Consider the following 24,477-nt stretch of genomic DNA (forward strand, 5'->3'; position numbering starts at 1 on the left):
CTCACCCCGTCGACAGCTTGTAGCCGGCGCCGCGGACCGTCCTGATCAGGGTCGGGGCGCCCGGATCGTCCTCCACCTTCGCGCGCAGCCGCTGCACCGCCACGTCCACCAGGCGAGAGTCGCCCAGATAGGCGTGCCCCCACACCCGGTCGAGCAGCAGTTCGCGGGTGAACACCTGGCCGGGCCGGCGGGCCAACTCCAGCAACAGCCGGAACTCGGTGGCGGTGAGGGTCAGCTCCCGGCCCGCCTTGCGGGCCACGAACCGCGCAGGGTCGATCTCCAGCGGCCCGGTCGTCACGATGCCCTCCTCGACCGGGGCGACGGTCCGGCGCAGCACCGCGCGGACCCGGGCGACCAGCTCCGGCAGGTCGAACGGTTTGCGCAGGTAGTCGTCCGCGCCGCACTCCAGCCCGACGACCACGTCGATGGTGTCGGTGCGGGCGGTGAGCATCAGGATCGGCACCTGGCTGGTGCGCCGGATCCGCCGGCACACCTCGAGGCCGTCGAGGCCGGGCAGCATCACATCGAGGACGATCAGGTCGACCGGGCGGGCCCGCCAGGCGGCGAGGGCCGCCGGGCCGTCGACTGCGGTGTCCACCCGAAACCCGGACCGCCGCAGACCGAGGGCGGTGACCTCCCGGATGGAGGCATCGTCCTCGACGACCAGTACGCGGCCCTCCATGATGCACTCAGGGTAGCCCGGTGCGACGTCCCGGGACCCTGACGCAACGGTCCGTGACGGGGGCCGGTCGGCCCCCGTCACCGGGCTCACTGCTGCCACTGGTGGGCGACGTCGAGGACGATCCGGCTGTGCGTACCCGGGCCGCTGAGCACGAAGACCCGGTACGGGAGCCGGGCGCGGACGCCGACGGCGAAGGTGGTGTAGCCCTCGAAGCTGCCGCCGAAGACCACGTCGCGCAGGGTGCGGTAGCCCAGCACGGTCGCGCCGTGATCACCGGCGCGGTACGGCACCGTGGCCACGTGGTTCCCGTCGTAGGCGGGCGCCCGCAGGGACACCCGCAGCAGCGCGCCGCCGGCCGTGTACGGGGACAGTGCAAGCCCCTGCCCCTCGGTCCAGGTCTCCCCGTACGCGACGGAGAAGCCGTTCGCCGGACCGGCGAACTCGAAGACCACCCGGTCCCAGCAGTCGTGCCGACCGGTGCGGACCTCGACCAGCGGGGCGCCGCTGAGCACGCCGCCCGCCTTGTCCGTGCTACCCCAGGTGATCCCGCAGTACGGGGTGGCGGCCGTGGCGCCGCCGGCGCCCGCGACCAGCCCGCCGAGCACGACCACCAGTGCCAGCAGTGCTCTCCTCAGTCTCATCGCTGTCCTCCTGTCGATGCTCCGGACGACCACCGGACCGTCTCCGGCGGTCCCGGACCCGACCGTCGACCCGTCGTGCCACAGTGGCTTCGCAACGGGGTAACCGCCGGGTAACAGCGGAACGCCGCGAGCGGGTCACCGGTCGGCCGCCGGCAGCACGGCCGGGTCGACCGGGTCGGGTCAGGACGACCGGGCCGGGGCGTACGGGGCGATCGGGTTGGTCAGCTCCCCGGCCAGTTGCAGCGCGCCGGCCGGGTCGGCGAGGTCGACCATCTGCTGGTTGTCGCGCAGTTGCAGCCGGTTGAGGCAGGACCGCGCGAAGGTGGGCGCGAACAGGTCGTACCGCCGGAAGCGGGCGGCCAGGTCGGGGTTGGCGGCTTGGTAGTCGGCCGCGCACCGCGCCACGGTCCGCCAGAACGTCTCCTCGTCGATCAGGCCGTCGGCGGCCAGCAGCGCCCCGAGGTGCCGGAGGAAGCCGTCGAACACGTCGGTGAACAGCGACAGCAGTCGCAACTGCTCGGGCACATCGGCGCGGATGCGGGCCACCTCGGCCGGAAGCGGGGCGGCCGGGTCCAGCACGGCGATCTCCTCGGCGATGTCCTTGAGGATCACCCGTTCCACGACGCCGCCAAGCAGGACCAGGATGACGTTCTCGCCGTGTGGCATGAACACCAGGTCGTGAGCGTAGAAGGCGTGCAGCAGCGGGACCAGGTAGGCGTCCAGGTAGCGGCGCAGCCAGTCGGCGGGGGCCAGCCCGGCCCGCCCGACCAGCGCCGCGGCCAGGGGCCGGCCGGCCGGGTCGACGTGCAGCAGCGAGGGCCATGGTGGCCAGCCGCCGGCCCGGCGCGAGGCCGGGCAGCGGGCTCTCCCGCCAGAGGGCGGCCAGCATCCTCCGGTACGGCGAGTGCCGGTCGGTGGCCGCCTCGTACTGCCGGTGCCGGTAGCCGACGGCGGCGCGTTCCCGCAGGATCGACACCCCGGTCCGGGCGAACACCGCGTCGCCGGCGAGGAGCTCGGCGAGCCAGTCGTTGATGGCCGGGGTGCCCGCCATGTACGGGGCGGACAGCCCCCGCATGAAGCCCATGTTCAGCACCGACAGCGCGGTCTTGACGTAGTGCCGGTGCGGGGCGGCGGCGTTGAAGAAGGTGCGCACGGACTGCTGGGCCCGGTACGCGTCCGGCCCCTCGCCGAGCAGCACCAGCCGGCGGGCCGCCAGCTCCCCGGCGAAGGTGACCGCCAGCTTGTTGCACCACTGCCAGGGGTGCACCGGGACGAGGTGGTGGTCGGCCAGGTCGAGGCCGAGGTCGGCGAGGGTGGCCGCGAACCGGTCCAGGGTGTCGGCGTCCAGTTCGGCGCGGATCAGGCTGTCGTGGTCGAGGCCGGCGCCAGCGCTGAAGGTGCTGTGGTCGCGGTGCGCGGCCAGCCAGATCAGCCGGACGTCGGCGGCGGCCTCCGGGGCGTAGCGGTGGTGGTCGTCGACGCCGAAGCCGAGCCGGCCGCCGTTGGCGACGAAACCGGGATGCCCCTCGGTCATGGCCGCCTCGACGGTCTGGAAGTCCGCGTCGGCGAGATCGGCCGCGGACGGTCCGGAGCGGCGCAGCCGGTCGGCGAGGGCGGCCAGGGTGGCGGTGACCTCCTCCAGGTACAGCGGCAGGGTCCGGTCGGTCAGCCCGAGCGGGTCGCGCAACTCGTGGCAGAGGTCGACCGCGTCCAACGGCAGCTCCCGGCCGTCGCGCGTGCGGCGGATGCTGTCCGGGTCGACCTGCCAGTGGTCCAGGGCGTACCGCCGGGCGGCGAAGGTGTAGACGGCGTTTCCCGCGCGCACCGCGTAGCCGCCGCCAGCCGCCACCGGGGTGATCAGCCGCTCGTGGGCGAACTCGGCGAGGGCCTTGCGGACCAGGTGGCGGTTGGCCCGCGCCCAGAGCCGCGGGGTGAGGTGCGCGACGGCCTGGGTCCGGGTCATCGGGCGGGTCCTTCCGGGTGGCCGGTGGCGGCGCGGAACCGCTCCCGGGTGCAGGTGCTCAACAGGGCGGTCTTGGTGGGCAGGACGAGCGGGCCGACGACGGTGAAGCCGACCTCCGCGTTGCGGGCGTGCACCGCGGCGTTGCGCAGGTCCGGCTCCACCACCACCCGGTGCACGGTGAAGTCGGCGAAGAGCCAGTCCAGGACGGTGGTGAGCACGGCCCGGGTGAAGCCGGGCACGGGCGTGTCGGTGGGGGCGCAGAGGAAGTGCATGCCGACGTCGCCGGGGCGGGCGGCGTAGCGGCCGGCCAGTTCGACGCGCGCGGGGTCGTAGCGTTCGGCGAGGAAGGCGGGGACGCCGCGCCACAGCCCGAGGTACGCGTCGTGGTGCGGGTCGGCGGCGATGCGGCGGTACTCGGCGACGACGCCGGCCTCGTCGGCGTCGAGCATCTGCCAGAACGCCGCCTTGGGGTGGGTCAGCCAGCGGCACAGCAGCCGGGCGTCGCCCTCGGGATCGAGGGTACGCAGGGCGAACTCCCCCAGCCGGGGGTCGCGTCGGGTGTGCACGATCATGCCGGCGCCCCGAACTCCTGGAAGGCGATCCGCCGCTCGACCGGATAGTGCTCGCGGCCGAGCAGCTCGCGGATGATGACCGAGTTGCGGTAGGCGCCCATGCCCAGGTCCGGTGAGGTGACGCTGTGCGCGTGGGTGGCGGCGTTCTGCAGGAAGATTCCCCGGCCGGTGTGGTCGATGCTGTAGTTGCGGGCGACCGCGAAGCGGCCGTGGTCGTCCCAGCGGATGCGGTGCCGGACCGGGGCGAGGAAGTCCGGCACCCGGTAGCGGTAGCCGGTGGCCAGCACCAGGCCCTCGGTGCGCAGAATGCGCTCGCGGCCCTGTTCCCGGTGCCGCAGGCCCAGAATCCAACCGCCGCCGTCACGGCCCAGTCCGGTCAGCTCGGTGTCGGTGAGCAGCCGGGCGCGGACCGGATCGGTGGCGCTGCGGGCGTAGAGCAGGTCGAAGATCGCGTTGATCAGGTCGGCGTCGATGCCCTTGTGGAGGCCGTGCTGGGCGGCCTCCAGCCGGTAGCGGGCCGCCTCGGGCAGGGCGTGGAAGTAGTCCACGTAGTCCGGCGAGGTCAGCTCCAGGGTGAGCTTGGTGTATTCGAGGGGGAAGAAGCGCGGCGAGCGGGTCACCCAGGTCAGCTCGTAGCCGTACCGGTCGGTGTCGGCGAGCAGGTCGTGGAACACCTCGGCGGCGCTCTGCCCGCTGCCGACCACGGTGACGCTGCCGCAGCGGCGCAGTTCGGCCCGCTGGTCCAGGTAGCGGGAGCTGTGCAGGGCGTCCAGGCCGGCGGCGGCGTCCGGCAGGTGCGGCGGCGTGCCGGTGCCGAGCGCCAGGTGCCGGGCCCGGTGGGTGGTCGGGCCGTCGGCGGTGACGGCGTGCACCACGTACCGGTCGTCGGCGGGATCGTGCTCGACGGCGGTGACCCGGTGCCCGAGGCGGACGGTGTCGAGCTTCGCCGCCGCCCACCGGCAGTAGGCGTCGTACTCGACGCGCAGCGGGAAGAAGTTCTCCCGGATGTAGAAGGGGTAGAGCCGTTCGGTCTCCTTGAGGAAGGCCAGGAAGGAGTACGGGGAGGTCGGGTCGGCGAGGGTGACCAGGTCGGCCAGGAACGGGGTCTGCAGCCGGGCGGAGTCCAGCAGCATGCCGGGATGCCAGGCCAGTCCGGTGCGCGCCTCCAGGAACAGCGCGTCCAGCTCGGCGATCGGCGCGGTGAGGCAGGCCAGGCCCAGGTTGTACGGGCCGAGCCCGATGCCGATGACGTCGTGCTCGCTCACCGGGCTCTCCTTCCGTTTTCGACTGCGGGGCTCGCGAGCTCACTCCTCGCGCTCACCGGGCTCTCCTTCCGTTCCCGACTGCGGGGCCTCGCGAGCTCACTCCTCGCGCTCACCGGGCTCCCCCCTCCAGGTACGCCTCGGCGTGCCCGGCGATCAGGTCCAGCACCCGCCCGACGTCGGTGACCGTGGTCTCCGGGTTGAGCAGGGTGAGCTTCAGGTACTGCCGGCCGTCGACGACGGTGGCGGCGACCATGGCCGCACCGGAGGCCGTCATCGCCCGGCGGGCGTACCGGTTCGCCGGATCGGCGCGGGTGGCGTCCGGGCCGGCCGGCAGGTGGCGGAAGACCACGGTGCTCAGTGGGGACCGGGGCAGCACCTCGAAGCGGGGGTCGGCGCCGACCAGCGCCCACGCCGCGGCGGCCCGGTCGAGGACCTCGTCGAAGAGGGCGCCGACCGCGTCCGGGCCCATCACCCGCAGGGTGAGCCAGAGCTTGAGCGCGTCGAAGCGGCGGGTGGTCTGCAGGCTCTTGTCGACCTGGTTGGGCACCGTCGCGTCGGCAGGGTTGAGGTAGTCGGCGTGGTAGGTGGCGTGTCGCAGGGTGCGCCGGTCGCGGACCAGCAGGGCGCTGGAGGAGACCGGCTGGAAGAACGACTTGTGGAAGTCGACGGTCACCGAGTCCGCCCGCTCCACCCCGGCCAGCAGGTGCCGGCGGGTCGGCGAGACGAGCAGGCCGCAGCCGTATGCGGCGTCGACGTGCAGCCACACCCTCTCGGCGGCGCACGCCTCGGCCAGCTCGGGCAGTGGGTCGATGCTGCCGAAGTCGGTGGTGCCGGCGGTGGCCACGACCGCCATCACCACCTCCCCGGCGTGCCGGCGGCGGGCAAGTTCGGCGCGTACTTCCGCGGGGCGCAGCCGCCGGTCGGCGTCGATGTCGACGGTGACGACCGCGTCCGGCGCGAGGCCGAGCAGGTCGGCGGACTTGCGTACGCTGAAGTGCCCGGCGGTGGAGGTGAGCACCCGCAGCCGGGGCAGCAGCTCGCGCCCGGCGCCGCGGCGGGCGCAGGTCTCCTGCCGGGCCAGCAGCAGCGCGTGCAGGTTGGACTGGCTGCCGCCGCTGGTGAAGACGCCGTCGGCGGCGGGACCGAGGCCGAGCCGCCCGGCGGTCCAGTCGATCAGGCGGCGCTCGACGAGAGTGGCGCCGCCGCTCTGGTCCCAGGTGTCCAGCGAGGAGTTGACCGCGCTGAGCACCGCCTCGCCGAGCAGCGCGGGCAGCGCCACCGGGCAGTTGAGGTGGGCCAGGTAGCGGGGGTGGTGGAACCAGACCGCGTCGCGCAGCCAGACCTCCTCCAGTTCGTCGAGGGCGGCCGTGCCGTCGCCGAGCGGCCGGTCCAGGTCGATGGCGTCGATCCGGCGGGCGAGGGCGTCCGGGCCGATCCCGGTGAACGGCCGGTCGACGGCGGTGACCTGCCGGGCCACCCGGTCGACGCCGGCGAGCACCACCCGCCGGTACGCCTCGGCGGTGCCGGCGTGCAGCAGTTGGCCGCGGGCGGCCGGCCCGGGTCGGGGCGGTGCCGCCGCCACGGGTCGCACCTGGATGGTCATGTGCTCCTCCACGGGTCGTGGGCAGCCGGCACCGGCCCACGACACGGGCGGGCTGCGCGATTGGCGGGATGGTGGAACGGGTGTCGGGCGGTGGTGGCTTTCCGATCGGTGCCGGCGGCCCCGGCGCGGCTCCGGCGCCCGGGCCGGGTGCGGTCAGGCGGTGGCGGCCTCGGCGCGGAGGTCCTCCTCGCAGGCGCCGCGCCGCCAGTAGCCGGCGAAGCTGACCCGGGTCCGGTCCAGGCCGCGCTCGCCGACCAGGTGCCGGCGGACGGCCCGGACCATGCCAGCCTCCCCGGCGATCCACGCGTACGGGGCGGCGCCGGGCAGCCGGGCGGCGCGCAGCGTGTCGGCCAGCTGGCCGCCGCCGGGGGCGGCGCCGCCGCGGACCAGCCAGGTCACCTCGGCGCGGGCGGCGGTGGGCAGCGGCTGGATGTCGGCGGCGGCGGGCACCTCGACGAAGGCGCGCACCGGCGTGCCGGCGGGCAACCAGTCGAGGATGCCGGCGACGGCGGGCAGCGCGGTCTCGTCGCCGACCAGCAGCACCGCGTCGGTGCCGGCGGGCGGCTGGAAGCGGACGCTGCGCTCATCGGGCACGGCCGGGCCGAGCAGCAGCACCGGGTCACCGGGGCGGGCCCGGGCGGCCCAGCGGGTGGCCGGGCCACCGTCGCCGTGCCGGACGAAATCGATGTCCACCTCGGCCCGCTCCGGCCGCTGCGCCCGGATGGTGTACGAGCGCATCACCGCCCGCACCTGCGGGTCCAGGGCGCGCCACGCGGCGTACCAGTCCTCCCCCGCCCCGACCGGCACGACCGGAGCGTGCTGGCCCGGGTGGGGCAGGAAGAGGGAGACGCTCTGGTCCCGGCCGCCGCCGGCGAACCCGGCGAGGTCGTCGCCGCCGAAGGTGACCCGCACCAGGGCGGCGCCGACCGGGCGGGTGGCGACCACCCGGGCGGCGTGGAACCGGTACCGCAGGGCGACGCCGGTGGTCACGCGGTGACCTTCCGGGCCGCTCGGATGGCGGTGGCCAGGTTCTCCAGCAGCGGGGCCGCGCCCGCGTGGGAGAAACGCGGCACCGCGTCCCACGGGGTGACCTGGCCGGCCTGGACGGCGGGCAGCCGGATCCAGGTGGGCTTGGTGGCGAGGTCCTTCGGTTGCAGGGCGGTGGGCCGGTTGTCCAGCAGAATCAGGTCGGCCGGGAACCGGCCCGTGTTCTCCCAGCTGAGCGCCTCGAAGTAGTCGCCCTGTTCGAGCTTGGTCGGCACTACCAGGTCGACGCCGAGTTCGGCGAAGTACATCAGGTCGGTGCTGACCTTCGGGTTGGAGACGTAGAACAGGTCGGGGCTGCCGGAGGCGGCCATCACCCGGATCCCCGGGTTGGCCCGGACCGCTTGGCGGACGGCGTCGGCGGCGGCGGTGAACCGGGACTTCGCCGCGGTCACCTTCGGGGCGGACAGGTCGGCGCCGAGGCTCTCGGCGAGCTGCGCGTAGCGGTCGATGGGTGTGGTCATCGGCACCCGCGCGGTAGTGATGGCGACGCTGGGCGCGAGCGGGAGGATCTTGGCCATGCTCTCGTCCGGCACATACCAGAGCGCGCCCGGGTCGTACATGTGGGTGACCAGCAGGTCGGGGCGCAGCCGCCGCGTACTTCTCCAGGTTGAACTCGCCCCAGGCGTTGCCGAGGATCTCGACGCGGTCGACGTCGAGCTCCCCCGCCTGCGGCTCCTTGCCGCCGTCGGCCCGCCGGGTCTCGCCGAACACGCCGACGATCCGGGTGTCGAGGCCGAAATCGACCAGCGCGGCGGCCACCCCGGTGAAGGCGACGACCCGGGACGGCCGGGCGGTGGCGGTGACCCGCTCCCCGCGGTCGTCGGTGAAGGACCAGGGGCCGCCGGTGGGCGCGGCGGCGGGCGTGCCGCCGTCGGAGCCGCAGCCGGCGAGGAGGGCGGCGAGGCCGGCGGCGCCGCCGGAGGCGAGCAGGCCGCGGCGGGTGAACCGGCGGCCGGACAGGGTGTCGGGCATGGCGATGTCTTTCGGTACGGGCCGGAAAATGACCATGGACAGCAAGGTTAGGTTAACCTAACCTAACTTCCTGTCAAGCTTGCTTCCGCCATCCGGAGTCCACACTGTCCGTCGTCACCTCACCACGATCCGCCGCCGACGCGGGGGCCCCGCCCGGTCGACGCCGGGGCGTACGCGTCGCCGGGCTGGCGCTCGGCCTGCTGCTGCTCGCCGCCGTGACCGTGCTCAGCCTCACCGTCGGCGCGAAGCCGCTCCCGCTCACCGACGTGTGGCACGGCCTGACCGACCCCGCCTCCCCCGAACACGCCGTGGTGCACCGGATGCGGCTGCCCCGCACTCTGCTCGGCCTCACCGCCGGTGCCGCCCTCGGCGTCGCCGGGGCGGCCATGCAGACGCTCACCCGCAACCCGCTCGCCGACCCCGGCCTGCTCGGCATCAACGCCGGCGCGTCCGCCGCCGTGGCCACCGCCACCGTCGCGCTCGGCGTCACCGCCCTCGACCACCAGGTCTGGTACGCGCTGCTCGGCGCCGCCCTGGTCACCCTCGCCGGGCAGGCCGCGGGCGGCGGCCGGCACGCCACCCCCACCCGGCTGGCCCTGGCCGGCGCGGCGCTCAACGCCGCCCTCTACTCGTACGTCAGCGCGGTCATGCTGGTCGACACCACCTCCCTGGAACGGCTGCGGTTCTGGACCGTCGGCTCACTGGCCGCCGCCCGCACCGACACCCTCCCGGCGTTGCTGCCCTTCGTCCTGGCCGGCCTGGCACTGGCCCTGCTCATGGCCCGCCCGCTGGCCGCCCTCGCCCTCGGCGACGACGCCGCCCGCGCCCTCGGCGCCCACCCCGGCGTGGTCCGGGCCGCGGTCGTCGCCGCCGTCACGCTGCTCTGCGGCGCGGCCACCGCCGCCTGCGGGCCGATCGTCTTCGTCGGGCTGCTCGCCCCGCACCTGGTCCGCGCGGTCGCCGGCCCCGACCCGCGCCGCCTGCTGCCCTGGAGCGTGGTGTACGCACCGGTGCTGCTGCTCGCCGCGGACGTCGCCGGCCGGGTGCTCGGTCGGCCCGGCGAACTCCAGGTCGGCCTGGTCACCGCCGTCCTCGGCGGGCCGCTCTTCCTGTACCTGGTCCGGCGGGGACGGGTGGCCCGCCCATGATCGTGCTCCGCCTGCCCGGTGGGCTGTCGCTGCGCCTGCGCCTCCGCGCGGTCGCCGTCGGCCTCGCCGGTGGCCTGCTCGCCCTCGCCCTCGGCGTGCTCGCCGTCGCCACCGGCGACTACCCGATCGCCCCCGGCGACGCGCTGCGCGTACTCGCCGGGGGCGGCGGCCCCGCCGACCGGTTCATCGTCACCGAGCTGCGCCTGCCCCGGCTCGCCACGGCCCTCGCCGCCGGCGCCGCGCTCGGCCTCGCCGGGGCGGTCTTCCAGTCGGTGACCCGCAACCCGTTGGGCAGCCCCGACGTCCTGGGCGTCACCTCCGGCGCGGCCACCGGCGCGCTGGTCGTGGTGGCGCTCGGCGGTGACAGCGCCGCCCTCGGCGGGGCCGCCGTCGCGGGCGGGCTCAGCACCGGCGCGCTCCTGTACGTCCTCGCCGGGCGACCCGACGCCGCCGGGCAGCGGCTGGTGCTGGTCGGTATCGGGATCACCGCGATCCTCACCGGCGTCAACGGCTGGCTGCTCACCCGCGCCCCGCTGACCGACGCGGCCCGCGCCGCGCTCTGGCTCACCGGCAGCCTCGACGGGCGCGGCTGGGCGAACGCGCTGCCCCTGCTCGCCGCGCTGGTGGTGCTGCTGCCCGCCGTGCTGCTCGCCCGCGCCCCGGCGCTGCGGCTGATCGAGATGGGCGACGACACGGCCGCCGCGCTCGGTGTTCCCGTGCACCGGGTCCGGCTCGGCGTGCTCGGCGCGGCCGTGCTGCTGGTTTCGCTCGCCGCGGCGGCCGCCGGCCCGGTGTCGTTCCTCGCGCTGACCGCGCCGCACCTGGCCCGCCGGCTGACCCGGGCCCCCGGGCCGAATCTGCTGCCGGCCGCGGCGCTGGGTGCCGCGCTGCTGGTCGCCGCCGATCAGCTCGCGCAACACGCGGTCGCCGGCCACCAGCTGCCCGTCGGCGTGGTCACCGGCGTGCTCGGCGGCGGCTACCTGGCCTGGCTGCTGACCGGCGAACGCCGCGGCCGGCGATGACCGACCTGTCCACGACTGGAGAACTCCCCATGGCACCCGAGCCTCCCCGGCTGGTCGGCGACGCGCTGACCCTCGCGTACGACCGGCGAACCGTCGCCGAGGACCTCACACTGGCCGTTCCGGACGGCTCGTTCACCGTGATCATCGGACCGAACGCGTGCGGCAAGTCGACCCTGCTGCGGGCCCTCGCCCGGCTGCTGCGGCCCACCCGGGGCGCGGTGCTGCTCGACGGCGTCGACATCCACCGCCGCCCGGCCCGCCAGGTCGCCCGTACCCTCGGGCTCCTCCCCCAGTCCGCCGTCGCCCCGGACGGCGTCACCGTGGCCGAGCTGGTCGCCCGGGGCCGCTACCCGCATCAGGGACTGCTGCGCCAGTGGTCCCGCGAGGACGAGCGGGTGGTGGCGGAGGCGATGGCCGACACCGGGGTCGCCGAGCTGGCCGACCGGCTGGTCGACGAGCTCTCCGGCGGGCAGCGGCAACGGGTCTGGATCGCCATGGCGCTGGCCCAGCGGACCCCCCTGCTGCTGCTGGACGAGCCGACCACCTACCTGGACATCGCCCACCAGGTCGAGGTGCTGGACCTCTGCGCGCGGCTGCACGCGGAGCAGGGCCGCACCCTGGTCGCGGTCCTGCACGACCTGCACCAGGCCGCCCGGTACGCCACCCACCTGGTGGCGATGCGCGCCGGGCGGGTGGTGGCCGCCGGGGATCCGCGCCGGATCGTCACCGCGGAGCTGGTCGAGGAGGTGTTCGGCCTGCCCTGCCGGATCCTCGAGGACCCGGAGACCGGCAGCCCCCTGGTGGTCCCGGCGTCCCGCCGCCGCGCCGTCGACGCACCCACGTCGCGGGGCGGCTCATCCTGCGGCACTCGACAGGTGCACCCGGCCACGCTGCCGACCGGCAAAGGGCACGGCTGAGAATGCATGCAAACGATGCGGCAATTCATGCAGCGCCGGCTGGGCGGCGGGAACGGAACGCCGGATGACGGGCTTCACGGTGGTGGAGGTGCCGCAGTGGCAGGGGTCGGGGTCGGCCACGGCGCGGCGGCTGCGACGCGGAGCGGCCGCACTCGCCGCGTTGATCCCGGCGGATGAACGGGTACGGATCGAGGTCGGCGACGAGCCCGGCACGGCCGGCGACGGGGTCGGCGCCCTGGGCGTCCTGGTGCGGAACCTGCACGCCGTCCGGGCCGCACAGGCCGATGTGGGGGGACGGACGATGGTGACTGTCGGCGGGGACTGCGGCGTCGGACTGGCGCCCGTCGAAGCCGCACTCGCCCGCTTCGGCGCGGGCCTCGCCGTCGTCTGGCTGGACGCCCACGGTGGCCTCAACACACCGGCCTCCTCGCCGTCGGGGGCGGTCCACGGCATGGTGCTGCGTGCGTTGCTCGGCGACGGTCCGCGTGACCTGACGCCCACGCGGACGCTGAGGCCCGCGCAGGTGGTTCTCGCCGGGGTACGCGCCCTGGACCCGGGCGAACGGGCGTTCATCGAGGGCAACGCGATCGCACACCTCGACACGCCGCGGCTGGTCGAGCCGTCCGCGCTCGTCGACGCGGTCGCCGCGACCGGCGCTCACGCCGTCTACCTGCACATCGACCTCGACCGGCTCGACCGCCGACTCTTCGCCTCGGTCGGCACCGGGGAGCCGGGCGGCCTGACCCCGGATCAGCTCACCGTGGCCGTGCACGCCCTCGCCGCCAGGTTCACCGTCGCCGGACTCGGCATCACCAAGTACGAGCCCGGCCGCCCCGCCGACCGGGACCTGCCGGCGGATCTGGTCGACGCGTTCGTCCCGGTGATCCGGCCGGCCCGCTCCGCCGGCCCGCCCGACGTTTCTCGCGGCCGGGGCCCCACCGTCACCGGCCCCGTCTGACCGGCCGCGCCGGAGCGGGCCGCGCCGGAGCGGGCCGCGCGACGCGAGGGCACCCCACCGTCCCGGCGGAGGGATGCCGCCACGAACGTGGATCACCGCCGCCGCGCGGGGCCTCCGGCCGCCGCCCGCAACGACTCCCGACCCCGGCCGTCCTCCGACTGGGGGCCGACCGGTGGCCCGACCACGCCGGCCGGAGAGGTCGTCGTGGTCGGCGTGTCGTGCCTGCCCCGGCGCATCGCCGTGCGGACCGCGCAGACCAGGCAGGTCGCGGCGGCGACGACGAACGTCGGGCGAGCGCCGAGGTGGGCGGCGGCGGAGCCGAGGGGGATCGCCAGCGCGACCGGCCCGAACATCGCGGTGTTGGCGGTCCCGGCCACCCGGCCGAGCAGTGCCGTCGGCGTGTTCGTCTGCACCGCGGTCACCGCGGCGACCAGGCCCCAGGGCAGGCCGACACCGGCGATCACCGAGGCGGCGACCGCGCCGGGCCACCACGGCAGGCAGCGCACCAGGCAGCTGACGGCGAACAGCGTCGTGCCGGCGACGCCCACGGTGACGGGGCTCCACCGGGCGAGGAGTCGGCCGACGACGAGGCCACCGACGACCGACCCGGCCCCCTGGGCGCTGACCAGCACGCCGAGGAAGGTCGACGGCAGGCCCAGCATCGTGGTGACGATGGCGTAGTTCGCCGCGGTCGTGAAGCCGGACATGGCGATCGCCACGGCGGCGAGCGCGACCGTTCGACGCGGCGCCGGTTGTCCCGCCAGGACGGCGAGCCCCGCGCGAAAGCCGTGCCGCCGCTCCGTCGGCAGGTCGGGCGGCGTCCGTCGCAGTCGGACGGCCGCGTACAGGACGGCGACCAGGACCGGCATCGCCGCGCTGACCACGACGACCGGGTGCCCGCCGCGCCACCCGTAGAGGCCCGCGCCGACCAGGGGTGCCACCAGCTTCATGCCCTCCTGCGCACTGGACCGCCAGCCGTTGACGTCGCCGAGTTCCGTGGGCGACAGCGCGGCGGGCAGCAGCGCGGTCTCCCCGGCGTCGATGAGCACGTAGCTGAGACCGTAGGCGCACGACACCGCGAAGATGAGCCACGTCTGGCCGGGCCCCCGCACGGTGAGGAGGCTGAGCAGGACGGCGGCCAGCGTGAGGTTGACCGCCACCACCAGCGGTCGCCGCGACGCCCGGTCGAGCAGGCCGCCCAGCCAGGGGCCGGCGAGCACCGGGGCGTACACGCAGAGTCCGGCGAGAGCGGCGAGGCTGGTGGAACCGGTGAGGTCGAGGATCCAGATTCCGGCCACCAGTGACATCGCGCCGCTGCCGAAGCCCGACAGCAACGAGATCGCCACGAACAGGCCGGCGTTGCGGCGCATGAGGCCCCCCAGGTTGAGCCGAGACGACTCAGATCCTCAACCTTGAGCGGATACCAGGCAATACTGTCGGAACTCGTCATTCATTCATTGACAGCAGCCGGGCCAGGTCCGTCGCCGCCGCCTGCGCCGGCACCGGCACCCGTTCGCCCCCGGCTTCGGCCAGATCGGCCGCGAGCAGCGCGGCCAGGCCGTAGAGCGGACCCGGGTCGGCGTCGAGCGCCGCCTCCACGGTCCTCCGCACCAGGGCCGCACGCGGGAACCGCGCGTCCCATCGCCGGTCCGCGTCGATCCACCGCCGCAGCTCGACGACCCCACCCCGGATGGCCGCGATCCGGGTCGAGTAGGCGATATCACGCTCGTGCCGCCGCGACCGTCGAACGGCCGCCAGGCGCTGGCGGCGTTGCTCCGCGGCCTGCCGACTGCCGAGCCCCAGCGCGGCGGCGATCTGCGCCCAGGTGGCGCCGCCGTGCCGCGCCCGGTCGATCAGCTCAAGCTCGCGTTCGTCCAGCCGCGCGCGGTCGGCGGCGATCTCGGCCAGCTGCGCCATCTCGGACCCCATGTGTCAACGGTACATTGACAAGCCGGCCGGGCCGACCGCACCTAGCGGCGGGTTCCGCCGCGCCGGCCCGACCGCGGGCTTGCGCCCGGTGGCCACCATGTGAGTCGTGCTCCGCTTCGTGCTCAACGTGCTCTGGCTGATCTTCGGCGGCGGGTTCGTGCTCGCCCTCGGCTACGGCGTGGCCGCGCTGATCTGCTTCGCCCTCGTCGTCACCATCCCGTTCGGCGTGGCCTCGCTGCGCCTCGCCTCGTACGCGCTGTGGCCGTTCGGCCGCACCCTCGTGCCGAAAGCCGGGGCCGGCGTGGTTTCCGGGGCGGCGAACGTGCTGTGGGTGCTGCTGGCCGGCTGGTGGCTGGCGCTGTCCCACATCGTCGCCGGGGTGAGCCTCTGCCTCACGATCATCGGCATCCCGTTCGGCGTGGCGAACTTCAAGCTGGTACCGGCGGCGCTCTGGCCGCTCGGACAGGAGGTCGTCGACGCGCCCTGACGGGGCCAGCGGTAGCTGAGCGAGTGTCCCCCAGCTGGGCCGGCAGCCGACCGGGCTCGCCCAGCGTGGTGGCGACCGAGGCGTTCCCCGCCACCCGGTGGAGCGCCACCCCCGCCGGTGGCCGCTAAGAGCTCAGCAGCGCCTCGGTCACCGCCGCAACGACCCCACCTCAGGCGACCCTCCGGTGTGGACGATCTGCGCCGACCGGTCGAGCGGGTCACCACCCCTGACGCGTCCTAGGAGGCTGGGTCTCCGGGGACGCCAGCAGGGACGCGAATCCGGGCACGCCGCCGACCGGCCGCCGACCGGCCGCCGACTTCCGGCGGCCGACTTCCGGCGGCCGGTCCACTCGCGTCGACAGACAGCAGCGGCGCGGAGGGCGTCGACGATAAGGCCGCACAGGAGGGCCTCGGGCCGCCCGACCCCGGCGGGTCCGGCGCCACCCCGGGTCGGCGACCTTCCCGCGGCGCATCGACGCTGCTCAGCAGCTGGGTCGCGGGAAGTCGAGCGATCCAGCAGGCCCGGCACTTTTTTGATGTTTTGAACTTAGCCATGTTTTGTTACCGGCCTGTTATTGACGTGACCGCCGCCACTTCGGTTGACTGCGACGGAACCGCTTCCGCAACCGGTTCCGAACCACCACCCCTGCGACCCGGGAGGGTCCCGTGCCGATCACCATCGCCGACGTCGCCACCCGCGCGGGGGTGAGCAAGACGACCGTCTCGCGGGTGCTCAACGGCAAGGGCGAGGTGCACGTCCACACCGCCGACCGGGTCCGCGCCGTCATCAGCGACCTGGGCTACGTGCCGAGCGCCCGAGCGGTCGGCCTGGCCCGCGGGCGTACCCGGGTGGTCGGCATGCTCGTGCCGTCACTCACCTGGCCGTGGATGGGCGAGGTGCTCCAGGGCGCCGCCGACGTGGTCGAGTCGGAGGGGTACGGGCTGCTGCTGTTCACCTGCACCCAGGGCGACGAGTCGATGCGGCGCTTCGCCTCGCAGGTGTCCGCGAAGTCCTTCGACGGCCTGCTCGTCGTCGAGCCCGAGGGCACGCTGGACTACATCACCGAGCTGCACGAACGCGGCCTGCCGGTGATCCTCATCGACGACCGGGGGCACCAGCCGGGCTTCGCGTCGGTGCGGACCACCAACGAGGAGGGTGCGCGGGCCGCCGCGGCGCACCTGCTGGCGCTCGGCCGGCGGCGTCCCCTCGTGGTGACCGGGCTACGCCGCTTCGGCTGCACCCGGGAACGACTCGCCGGCTTCGCGGCCGGCTACGCCCGCGCCGGTCTGCCCATCGACCCCGCCCTCGTCGTGGAGGGCGACTTCACCTTCGAGTGCGGCCGGGTGGCGGTGGAACGCCTCCTCGCCGAGGGCGTGCCGTTCGACGCCGTCTTCGCCCACAACGACCTCTCCGCCGCCGGCGCGCTCCAGGCGCTGCGCGACGCCGGCCGTCGCGTCCCGCAGCACGTGGCCGTGGTCGGCTTCGACGACCTGCCCCTGGCGGGGCACACCCACCCGCCGCTGACCTCGGTACACCAGCCGCTGCGGGAGATGGGGGCGGCCGCCGCCCGTGCCCTCATCGCCCATCTCGCCGGCACGCCGCTGCCCGGCACACCGACCGTCATCCCCACGAGCTTCACCGTCCGCGCCTCGACCAGCACCACCTGACCGCTCCACCGTCGGACACAACCCACGCCGAGGGGCAGTTCGCCCACCGGTGGCAACACCGCACACCCTCCATCCACCACATCCCCGTCTGAGGTACGCGGGAGCACCGAGGGAGACCTCCATGAGAAGAAGGCAGTTCCTCGCCGTCGCGCTGGCCGGCGCACTGGCCACCGGGCTCGCGGCGTGTGGCGACAGTCCGAACGCCGACAAGAAGAACGGCCAGGCGGCCACCGTGCTCAACGTCGGTATGCCGAACGGCCCGCAGGCCGAGAACAACAACCCGTTCCTGACCACGTCCGCCGCGGCTTCGCTGGGTTACCGCTGGCAGATCTTCGAGCCACTGATGATGTGGAACCCGGTCAAGCCGGCCGACCCGTTCAAGCCGTGGCTGGCTACCAAGGCCGAGTGGTCGGCGGACTACACCTCGGTCAAGGTCACCATTCGCGACAATGCGACCTGGTCGGACGGCCAGAAGGTCACCGCCGAGGACGTCGCGTTCACCTACAACCTGGTCAAGAAGTACCCGGCCCTCAACGACCAGGGCGTGCCGTACACCGACGCGACCGTCAGCGGCAACGAGGTCACCATCAAGATGGAGAGCCCTCAGTTCGTCAACCAGCAGAAGGTGCTGGCGCGGGTGCCGATCGTGCCCAAGCACCTCTGGGAGAAGATCAGCGACCCGACCACCGACCCGGTCAAGGAGCCCGTCGGCAGCGGCCCGTACACCCTGAAGTCGTTCACCCCGGCCACCACCACCCTGACCGTGCGGGACGGCGGCTACTGGCAGGACCTGCCCAAGGTCAAGGAGTTGCGCTTCACGTCGTACACCGACAACAGCGCGCAGACCACGGCGCTGGCCAACGGCGAGTCGGAGTGGAGCTTCGTCTTCATCCCCAACTACCAGACCGTCTTCGTCGCCAAGGACCAGGAGCACCACAAGGTCTGGGCGCCGCCGGTACTGGGCATCCACGGCCTCTACCTCAACACCACCAAGAAGCCGTTCGACGACCCGACGCTGCGCCGCGCGATGAACATGGTCATCGACCGGGCGGACATCTTCACCACCGCCGAGGCCGGGTACTTCCACCCGGAGGTGAAGAGCGTGACCGGCCTGCCCAGCCCCGCCGGTGACTCGTTCATCGCGCCGGAGTTCAAGGGCCAGGACCACAAGGTCGACGTCGAGGGTGCCAAGGCGCTGCTCACCGGTGCCGGCTACAAGCTCGACGGCAACACCCTCAAGGACAAGACCGGCAAGGCCGTCACGATCAAGCTGACCGACCCGGCCGGCTGGTCCGACTACCAGACCAGCCTGGAGATCGTGAAGGACAACCTGTCGAAGATCGGCATCGCGGCGACGGTCGACAAGGCCAACCAGGACGCCTGGTTCCGCAACGTCGAGCAGGGCAACTTCGAGGCGACCTTCCGGTGGACCGAGGGTGGCGCCACGCCGTACGACATCTATCGGACCGTCATGGACGGCCGGCAGCTCCAGCCCATCGGCACCGCCTCTCCCGCCGGCAACTTCGGCCGGTTCAACAACAAGCAGGCGACCGACGCCCTGGTCGCCTACGCGAACGCGACCGACGACGCCACCCGCACCACCGCGATGAACACGGTGCAGAAGATCTTCGTCGACCAGATGCCGATGATTCCGGTCGGTGCGGACAACATCGGCGGCGCGTACAGCACGAAGAACTGGATCGGCTGGCCCGACGACTCGAACCCGTACGGCGCCATGCAGCCCACCCAGCCCAACGCGCTGGACGTGGTCCTGCACCTCAAGCCGGCCGGTAGCTGACGCCCGGCACCGCCTCCCCGGACGACCTCCGTCGACCGGGGAGGCGGAACCCATGCCCGGATCGGTATCCGTCGCCCCTCGGTGACGACGCAACCCCAGACAGGAACTCGGCATGACGTTGAGCGAGAGCGCGGCGGCCCCGGTCGACGAGGTGGTGCTGGAGGCCGTCAGCCTGACCAAGCACTTCCCCGTCCGCAGGCGGCTGCGCGACCTCTTCTCCCGGACGCCGGCAGTAGTGCACGCCGTCGACGACGTATCGTTCGCGCTGCGTCGCGGTCGGGTGACCGCGCTGGTCGGAGAGTCCGGCTCCGGCAAGTCCACGGTGGCCCGGCTGCTGGCCCAGATCTATCCCCGCACCGCCGGCGACATCCGCCTTCGCGGCAGGTCGACCAGGGTGCGCGGCGGACGGGCCTTCCGGGCCTACGTGCGTCGCGTCCAACTGATCCTGCAGGACCCGTTCGCGTCCCTGAACCCGGTGCACACCGTCCGCTACCACCTCACCCGATCGTTGCGGATCCACGGGAACGCGGGGCGGACCGCCGAGGACCTGGACCGCGCCCTCGCCGACCTGCTCACCCGGGTCCGCCTCACCCCGCCCGAGCGCTTCCTGGACGTCTTCCCGCACGAACTCTCCGGCGGCCAGCGGCAGCGCGTCGCCATCGCGCGGGCGTTGGGCGCCAATCCGGAGGTACTCCTCGCCGACGAGCCCGTCTCCATGCTCGACGTCTCGATCCGCCTCGGCGTGCTCAACCTGCTCCAGGACCTCAAGGAGCGGCTCAACCTCGCCATCCTCTACATCACCCACGACATCGCCTCGGCCCGCTACTTCGCCGACGAGACGATCGTCATGTACGCGGGCCGCATGGTCGAGGGCGGCGACAGCGAAACCATCACCCAGCACCCGGCCCACCCGTACACCCGGCTGCTCATCGAGTCGGCGCCCGACCCGGACCGGCTCGGCGGCGACGCCGCCGACGGAACCGTTCGGCAGGAGCGCGGCCACGGCGAGCCACCCAGCCTGATCAGGCCGCCCACGGGCTGCCGCTTCCACCCCCGCTGCCCGCAGGCCATGCCGCGCTGCGCCGCGGACCTGCCGCCAAGGCTGACCATCGACGACCGGCCCGGCCACTGGGCGGCGTGCTGGCTCTACGATCCGGCCACCGTCGCCGCCGAGAACCCCGGCCCCGCCGTCGACGTCGATCCGGCTGGGCCGCCACCGTCCACCCCGGCCGAGCAGCAGGGCAACGCCACCGTAGGGGAGGCACGATGAGATTCCTCCTGCAACGCGTTGCCTTCTACCTGTTCACCGCGTGGGCGGCGATCACGCTCAACTTCTTCATCCCGCGGCTGGTCCCGGGCGACCCGGTCCAGTCCCTCATCTCGCGCAACCAGGGCCGGATCAGCGCCGATGCCATCCAGTCTCTGCGCGTGCTGTTCGGGCTGGACAAGAACGAGAACGTCTGGCAGCAGTACCTCGACTACTGGCGGCAGCTCTTCCACGGTGACCTGGGGTTGTCGTTCACCTTCTTCCCGACGCCGGTGTCGACGGTGATCGGCGACAGCCTGCCGTGGACGGTCGGCCTGGTGGGCATCACCACGATCGTCAGCTTCCTGCTCGGCACCGCGCTTGGCGTCGGCGCCGGCTGGCGGCGCGGCTCGTGGATCGACGGGCTGCTGCCGGCCACGACGTTCCTGTCCTCGATCCCGTACTTCTGGTTGGGCCTGGTGGCGATCGCCCTGTTCGCCGGGCCGGGGAGCTTCTTCCCGTCCTCGGGCGGCTACGAGCCGGGCCTCGTGCCGGCGTTCGACCAGTACTTCATCCCGAGCGCGATACAGCACAGCATCCTGCCCGCCGCCACCATCCTGGTCTCCTCCATGAGCGGGTGGATCCTCAGCATGCGCAACATGATGGTGACCGTCTCGTCAGAGGACTACATCACGGTCGCCCACGCCAAGGGCCTGTCGGAGCGCCGGGTGGCCCTCAGCTACGCCGCGCGCAACGCGCTGCTGCCCAACGTGTCGGGCTTCGCCCTGTCGCTCGGGTTCATCGTCGGCGGCACGCTGCTGGTGGAGATCGTCTTCTCCTACCCGGGTCTCGGTTACCAGCTCTTCCAGGCGGTCGGCGCCAAGGACTACCCGCTGATGCAGGGGATCTTCCTGATCATCACGATCTCCGTGCTGGTGGCGAACCTGCTCGCCGACGTCGCGTACCTGCTTCTCGACCCGCGGACCCGAAAGAGCTGAGCGATGGCAATCTCACCTTCGAGCATCGACCAGGTCGTCCCCGGCCAGGGGGCGATGGCCCAGCCGTCGGCCACGCCGGGCCGGGCGAAGCGGCGCCGGTTCCGCTTCATGGCCAACACCAAGGCCGCGACCGGCCTGGTGATCCTGGCCGTCTACTGCCTGTTCGCGGTCATCGGGCCGTGGGTGGCGCCGTACGACCCGGACGCACGCAGCGGCGACATCCTCCAGGCACCGTCGGCCCGGCACTGGTTCGGCACCACCCACCTCGGGCAGGACATCTTCAGTCAGATCCTGGTCGGCACCCGCAGCGTCATGGTCGTGGGCCTGATCGCCGGCGTGCTGGCGACGATCCTGTCCATCCTCATCGGCGTGACCGCCGGATACATCGGCGGCGCGGCCGACGAGGGGCTCTCGGCGCTGTCCAACGTGTTCCTGGTCATCCCCGCGCTGCCGCTGATCATCATCGTGACGTCGATCGTCGAGCAGGCCAGCGACTCGCTGGTCGCGCTGATCATCGGGTTCACCTCGTGGGCGTGGGGCGCGCGGGTGCTGCGCGCGCAGACGCTGTCGCTGCGGCGCCGCGACTACGTCGAGGCGGCCCGGGCCACCGGCGAGCGGACCTGGCGGATCATCCTGTTCGAGATCCTGCCCAACCTGACCGCGATCATCGCGTCCGGCTTCGTCGGCACGGTCATCTTCGCGGTCATGTCGGAGATCACCCTGGCCTTCATCGGCATCTCGTCGATCTCGTCCTGGAACTGGGGCACCATCCTGTTCTGGGCACAGGGCCAGCAAGCCCTCGCCCAGGGCGCCTGGTGGTGGTTCGTCCCGGCCGGGCTGGCCATCGCGCTGCTCGGCACCGCCCTCGCGCTGATCAACTTCGGCATCGACGAGTTCGTCAGCCCCCGGCTGCGCAGCGGCGGCCGGGTCCGGCTCCGCACCGCCGACGGGCGCACCGCACGGATGCGGGTCGGCTTCACCCCCGTGCTGGCCCCGGTTGAGCCGGTCCCGGCACCTCGGGCGGAGGTCGGGCGGTGAGCGATGGCAGCACTGCGAGGCGGCGTCCCGTGGCCGCGAACGAAGGAGGTCACCGAATGACGGAGCCGGTGCTGGAGATCCGCGGGCTGCGCGTCGACTACGGCCTCGGCGACGCGGCGGTGCGCGCGGTCCGCGACGTCGACCTGACCCTGCACCGGGGCGAGGTGCTGGGGCTGGCCGGGGAGAGCGGCAGCGGCAAGTCCACCCTGGCGTACGGGCTGACCCGGCTGTTGCCGCCGCCCGGCGTGGTCAGCGGGGGCCAGGTGATCTACCATCCGGCCGACGGGCCGCCGGTTGACGTGCTGGCCCTGAGCCCGGCGCAGCTGCGGGCGTTCCGCTGGGCGGAGACGTCCATCGTGTTCCAGGGGGCGATGAACTCGCTCAACCCCGTGCACCGGATCTCCACCCAGTTGCTCGACGTGATCAAGGCGCACGATCCAAAGACCACCGCGGCGGGCCGCCGGGACCGGGCGCGGGACCTGCTGCGCCTGGTCGGCATATCGGCCGACCGGCTGGACAGCTACCCGCACCAGCTCTCCGGTGGGATGCGCCAACGCGTCATGATCGCCATGGCGCTGGCGCTGGAACCGCAGGTCGTCATCATGGACGAGCCGACCACCGCGCTGGACGTGGTGATGCAGCGGCAGATCCTCGGGCAGCTCGCCGAGCTGCGCGAGCGGCTCGGCTTCGCGGTGCTGTTCATCACCCACGACCTGTCGCTGCTGGTCGAGTTCTCCGACCGGATCGCGATCATGTACGGCGGCCGGATCGTCGAGGAGGCGCCCGCCGAGCAGCTGTACCGGCGCTCGCTGCACCCGTACACCGACGGGCTGCTGCACTCCTTCCCGGCGCTGCGCGGCTCGCGCCGCGAGCTGACCGGCATCCCCGGCTCCCCGCCGGACCTGCGCGCCATGCCGCAGGGGTGCGCCTTCCATCCGCGCTGTCCGAAAGCGTTCGGCCCGTGCGACAAGGAGTTGCCGCCGCTCTGCCCGCCCGGGGACGACGACCCGGGGCGCAGTGTCGCGTGCTGGCTGCATCCCGCTGCCGCGCCGCTGCCCCGTTGACCACCACCGCCCGAACACCGTTCGCAACTGCGAGGAGAACCATGGACACCGACCTCACCCGCCCGGCCGCACCCGGGCAGGCCGATCCGATCGACACCCTGCCGCCGACCTTCCGGTGGGGAGTGGCGACCTCGTCGTACCAGATCGAGGGTGCGGTGGCCGAGGACGGTCGCACACCGTCCATCTGGGACACCTACTGCGGCGTGCCGGGGGCGGTGGCGAACGGCGACACCGGCGACGTGGCCTGCGACCATTACCACCGGATGCCGCAGGACGTCGCGCTCATCGCCGACCTGGGCCTGGACACGTACCGGTTCTCGGTGGCCTGGCCGCGGGTGCAGCCGGGCGGGGGCGGCCCGGCGAACCCGGCCGGCCTGGCGTTCTACGACCGGCTGGTCGACGAGCTGCTCGGCAGGGGCGTCGACCCGTGGGTGACCCTCTACCACTGGGACCTGCCGCAGGAGTTGGAGGACGCCGGCGGGTGGCCGGTACGGGACACCGCCTACCGCTTCGCCGACTACGTCGAGATGGTCTTCGCCGCGCTCGGCGACCGGGTGAAGACCTGGACCACGCTCAACGAGCCGTGGTGCTCGGCGATGCTGGGCTACGCCTACGGCCACCACGCGCCGGGCCGGCAGAACTTCGCCGACGGCATCGCCGCCGTGCATCACCTGCTGCTCGGGCACGGCCTGGCGGCGCAGCGGCTGCGCGCCGCCGCCAGCAACCCGATCGAGCTGGGCATCACGCTCAACCTGGCTCCGGCCGACCCGGAGACCGGCTCCGCGGCCGACCGGGACGCCGCCCGCTACACCGACGGCCTGGCCAACCGGATCTACCTGGACCCGCTGTTCCACGGTGAGTACCCGCAGGACGTGGTGGCCGACCTGGCAGCGGAGGGGATCAGCCTGCCGGTGCAGGACGGCGACCTGGAGATCATCTCCACCCCCATCGACGTGCTGGGGGTGAACTACTACTTCGGGCAGCTGCTGTCCGGCGTGGACGAGCACGGCCGGGAGCGCGACGAGCAGGGCCACCCGGTGCGCCGGGTGATCCGCCGGGACCTGCCGCGCACTGCGATGGACTGGGAGATCGTGCCCGAGTCCTTCGAGGAGCTGCTGGTGCGGCTGCACCGGGACTACCCGGGCGTACCGCTGTTCATCACCGAGAACGGGGCCGCCTTCAACGACAAGCCGGACGCCGACGGCTTCGTCGCCGACGACGACCGGGTCGCGTACCTGACCGAGCACCTGCAGGCGGTGGCCCGGGCCCGGCAGGCGGGCGCGGACGTGCGCGGCTACTTCGCCTGGTCCCTGCTGGACAACTTCGAGTGGGCGTACGGGTACGACAAGCGGTTCGGCATCGTTCGGGTGGACTACGACACCCAGCGGCGCACGCCGAAGCGCAGCGCGCACTGGTACCGCGACACGATCCGGCGGGTGCGCGGGGAGCGGTGAGCCGGC

Annotated in this window: 20 protein-coding genes and 2 pseudogenes; 12 read left to right on the forward strand and 10 right to left on the reverse strand. The window is 73.4% G+C overall.

The window, feature by feature from the left end:
- Position 1: 1 nt before the first annotated feature.
- The 8 genes and pseudogenes from ACL02O_RS15835 to ACL02O_RS15870 form a co-directional block, all read right to left on the reverse strand.
- A complete protein-coding gene (locus tag ACL02O_RS15835) occupies positions 2 to 682 on the reverse strand; it encodes a response regulator (RefSeq protein WP_412818828.1) in 681 nt (226 codons plus the stop codon).
- Between the two features lie 86 nt (positions 683 to 768).
- Positions 769 to 1,323, reverse strand: coding sequence for an AMIN-like domain-containing (lipo)protein (locus ACL02O_RS15840; RefSeq protein ID WP_412818829.1), 555 nt, complete (start codon positions 1,321 to 1,323; stop codon positions 769 to 771).
- A gap of 180 nt (positions 1,324 to 1,503) precedes the next feature.
- A pseudogene (locus ACL02O_RS15845) lies at positions 1,504 to 3,286 on the reverse strand (IucA/IucC family protein).
- The gene (locus tag ACL02O_RS15850; RefSeq protein ID WP_412818830.1) at positions 3,283 to 3,858 is read right to left on the reverse strand and encodes a GNAT family N-acetyltransferase; all 576 of its coding nucleotides are present in this window, start codon (positions 3,856 to 3,858) and stop codon (positions 3,283 to 3,285) included. The pseudogene ACL02O_RS15845 and the gene ACL02O_RS15850 overlap by 4 nt, the downstream one beginning before the upstream one ends.
- Positions 3,855 to 5,123, reverse strand: a complete 1,269-nt coding sequence (locus ACL02O_RS15855) for a lysine N(6)-hydroxylase/L-ornithine N(5)-oxygenase family protein (protein WP_412818831.1) — start codon at positions 5,121 to 5,123, stop codon at positions 3,855 to 3,857. Before ACL02O_RS15855 ends, ACL02O_RS15850 begins: the two co-directional genes overlap by 4 nt.
- A gap of 109 nt (positions 5,124 to 5,232) precedes the next feature.
- Complete coding sequence (locus ACL02O_RS15860; protein WP_412818832.1) at positions 5,233 to 6,726, reverse strand: pyridoxal phosphate-dependent decarboxylase family protein; 1,494 nt, start codon at positions 6,724 to 6,726, stop codon at positions 5,233 to 5,235.
- Between the two features lie 153 nt (positions 6,727 to 6,879).
- Entirely contained in the window at positions 6,880 to 7,716 is an 837-nt protein-coding gene (locus tag ACL02O_RS15865; RefSeq protein ID WP_412818833.1) for a siderophore-interacting protein, read from the reverse strand.
- Positions 7,713 to 8,745 (reverse strand): annotated as a pseudogene (locus ACL02O_RS15870) (ABC transporter substrate-binding protein). The gene ACL02O_RS15865 and the pseudogene ACL02O_RS15870 overlap by 4 nt, the downstream one beginning before the upstream one ends.
- Positions 8,746 to 8,849: 104 nt before the next feature.
- Here ACL02O_RS15870 and ACL02O_RS15875 point away from each other — a divergent pair.
- From ACL02O_RS15875 to ACL02O_RS15890, 4 genes are all read left to right on the forward strand, one after another.
- Positions 8,850 to 9,893 (forward strand): FecCD family ABC transporter permease, encoded by a 1,044-nt coding sequence (locus ACL02O_RS15875; RefSeq protein ID WP_459560886.1) that lies wholly within the window; start codon positions 8,850 to 8,852, stop codon positions 9,891 to 9,893.
- Positions 9,890 to 10,915, forward strand: a complete 1,026-nt coding sequence (locus ACL02O_RS15880; protein ID WP_412818834.1) for a FecCD family ABC transporter permease — start codon at positions 9,890 to 9,892, stop codon at positions 10,913 to 10,915. Before ACL02O_RS15875 ends, ACL02O_RS15880 begins: the two co-directional genes overlap by 4 nt.
- Before the next feature lie 29 nt (positions 10,916 to 10,944).
- The gene (locus tag ACL02O_RS15885; RefSeq protein ID WP_412818835.1) at positions 10,945 to 11,832 is read left to right on the forward strand and encodes an ABC transporter ATP-binding protein; all 888 of its coding nucleotides are present in this window, start codon (positions 10,945 to 10,947) and stop codon (positions 11,830 to 11,832) included.
- 64 nt (positions 11,833 to 11,896) lie between these two features.
- Positions 11,897 to 12,790 (forward strand): arginase family protein, encoded by an 894-nt coding sequence (locus ACL02O_RS15890; RefSeq protein ID WP_412818836.1) that lies wholly within the window; start codon positions 11,897 to 11,899, stop codon positions 12,788 to 12,790.
- Positions 12,791 to 12,882: 92 nt separating this feature from the next.
- On the opposite strand, the gene ACL02O_RS15895 is transcribed toward ACL02O_RS15890, so the two are convergent.
- The gene (locus ACL02O_RS15895; RefSeq protein WP_412818837.1) at positions 12,883 to 14,160 is read right to left on the reverse strand and encodes an MFS transporter; all 1,278 of its coding nucleotides are present in this window, start codon (positions 14,158 to 14,160) and stop codon (positions 12,883 to 12,885) included.
- Positions 14,161 to 14,236: 76 nt separating this feature from the next.
- Entirely contained in the window at positions 14,237 to 14,719 is a 483-nt protein-coding gene (locus tag ACL02O_RS15900; RefSeq protein ID WP_412818838.1) for a hypothetical protein, read from the reverse strand.
- 106 nt (positions 14,720 to 14,825) lie between these two features.
- Here ACL02O_RS15900 and ACL02O_RS15905 point away from each other — a divergent pair, with 106 nt between their 5' ends.
- The 8 genes from ACL02O_RS15905 to ACL02O_RS15940 all read left to right on the forward strand — a co-directional run bounded on the left by ACL02O_RS15905 (position 14,826) and on the right by ACL02O_RS15940 (position 24,471).
- On the forward strand, positions 14,826 to 15,206 hold the full coding sequence (locus ACL02O_RS15905) for a YccF domain-containing protein (RefSeq protein WP_412818839.1): 381 nt from the start codon (positions 14,826 to 14,828) through the stop codon (positions 15,204 to 15,206).
- A gap of 665 nt (positions 15,207 to 15,871) precedes the next feature.
- On the forward strand, positions 15,872 to 16,873 hold the full coding sequence (locus tag ACL02O_RS15910; RefSeq protein WP_412818840.1) for a LacI family DNA-binding transcriptional regulator: 1,002 nt from the start codon (positions 15,872 to 15,874) through the stop codon (positions 16,871 to 16,873).
- A 121-nt stretch (positions 16,874 to 16,994) separates the two neighbouring features.
- Positions 16,995 to 18,671: an ABC transporter substrate-binding protein gene (locus ACL02O_RS15915; protein ID WP_412818841.1), complete on the forward strand. Its 1,677-nt coding sequence runs from the start codon at positions 16,995 to 16,997 to the stop codon at positions 18,669 to 18,671.
- Between the two features lie 112 nt (positions 18,672 to 18,783).
- Entirely contained in the window at positions 18,784 to 19,941 is a 1,158-nt protein-coding gene (locus ACL02O_RS15920) for an ABC transporter ATP-binding protein (RefSeq protein ID WP_412818842.1), read from the forward strand.
- Positions 19,938 to 20,915 carry an ABC transporter permease gene (locus ACL02O_RS15925; RefSeq protein ID WP_412818843.1) on the forward strand — a complete coding sequence of 326 codons (978 nt, stop codon included), beginning with the start codon at positions 19,938 to 19,940 and terminating at the stop codon, positions 20,913 to 20,915. Before ACL02O_RS15920 ends, ACL02O_RS15925 begins: the two co-directional genes overlap by 4 nt.
- 3 nt (positions 20,916 to 20,918) lie before the next feature.
- On the forward strand, positions 20,919 to 21,953 hold the full coding sequence (locus tag ACL02O_RS15930) for an ABC transporter permease (RefSeq protein WP_412818844.1): 1,035 nt from the start codon (positions 20,919 to 20,921) through the stop codon (positions 21,951 to 21,953).
- Between the two features lie 56 nt (positions 21,954 to 22,009).
- Positions 22,010 to 23,017: an ABC transporter ATP-binding protein gene (locus tag ACL02O_RS15935; protein ID WP_412818845.1), complete on the forward strand. Its 1,008-nt coding sequence runs from the start codon at positions 22,010 to 22,012 to the stop codon at positions 23,015 to 23,017.
- 41 nt (positions 23,018 to 23,058) lie between these two features.
- Entirely contained in the window at positions 23,059 to 24,471 is a 1,413-nt protein-coding gene (locus ACL02O_RS15940) for a GH1 family beta-glucosidase (RefSeq protein WP_412818846.1), read from the forward strand.
- Positions 24,472 to 24,477 lie beyond the last annotated feature (6 nt).

It is taken from the genome of Micromonospora mangrovicola (assembly GCF_047200535.1).
In the GTDB taxonomy this organism is placed as follows: domain Bacteria; phylum Actinomycetota; class Actinomycetes; order Mycobacteriales; family Micromonosporaceae; genus Micromonospora.

Excerpts from the sequence above, each read along its gene's own strand:
- ACL02O_RS15835 (WP_412818828.1), bottom strand. The coding sequence starts at position 682 with ATGGAGGGCCGCGTACTGGTCGTCGAGGACGATGCCTCCATCCGGGAG.
- ACL02O_RS15840 (WP_412818829.1), bottom strand. The coding sequence starts at position 1,323 with ATGAGACTGAGGAGAGCACTGCTGGCACTGGTGGTCGTGCTCGGCGGG.
- ACL02O_RS15850 (WP_412818830.1), bottom strand. The coding sequence starts at position 3,858 with ATGATCGTGCACACCCGACGCGACCCCCGGCTGGGGGAGTTCGCCCTG.
- ACL02O_RS15860 (WP_412818832.1), bottom strand. The coding sequence starts at position 6,726 with ATGACCATCCAGGTGCGACCCGTGGCGGCGGCACCGCCCCGACCCGGG.
- ACL02O_RS15880 (WP_412818834.1), top strand. The coding sequence starts at position 9,890 with ATGATCGTGCTCCGCCTGCCCGGTGGGCTGTCGCTGCGCCTGCGCCTC.
- ACL02O_RS15885 (WP_412818835.1), top strand. The coding sequence starts at position 10,945 with ATGGCACCCGAGCCTCCCCGGCTGGTCGGCGACGCGCTGACCCTCGCG.
- ACL02O_RS15890 (WP_412818836.1), top strand. The coding sequence starts at position 11,897 with ATGACGGGCTTCACGGTGGTGGAGGTGCCGCAGTGGCAGGGGTCGGGG.
- ACL02O_RS15895 (WP_412818837.1), bottom strand. The coding sequence starts at position 14,160 with ATGCGCCGCAACGCCGGCCTGTTCGTGGCGATCTCGTTGCTGTCGGGC.
- ACL02O_RS15900 (WP_412818838.1), bottom strand. The coding sequence starts at position 14,719 with ATGGGGTCCGAGATGGCGCAGCTGGCCGAGATCGCCGCCGACCGCGCG.
- ACL02O_RS15915 (WP_412818841.1), top strand. The coding sequence starts at position 16,995 with ATGAGAAGAAGGCAGTTCCTCGCCGTCGCGCTGGCCGGCGCACTGGCC.
- ACL02O_RS15920 (WP_412818842.1), top strand. The coding sequence starts at position 18,784 with ATGACGTTGAGCGAGAGCGCGGCGGCCCCGGTCGACGAGGTGGTGCTG.
- ACL02O_RS15925 (WP_412818843.1), top strand. The coding sequence starts at position 19,938 with ATGAGATTCCTCCTGCAACGCGTTGCCTTCTACCTGTTCACCGCGTGG.
- ACL02O_RS15930 (WP_412818844.1), top strand. The coding sequence starts at position 20,919 with ATGGCAATCTCACCTTCGAGCATCGACCAGGTCGTCCCCGGCCAGGGG.
- ACL02O_RS15935 (WP_412818845.1), top strand. The coding sequence starts at position 22,010 with ATGACGGAGCCGGTGCTGGAGATCCGCGGGCTGCGCGTCGACTACGGC.
- ACL02O_RS15940 (WP_412818846.1), top strand. The coding sequence starts at position 23,059 with ATGGACACCGACCTCACCCGCCCGGCCGCACCCGGGCAGGCCGATCCG.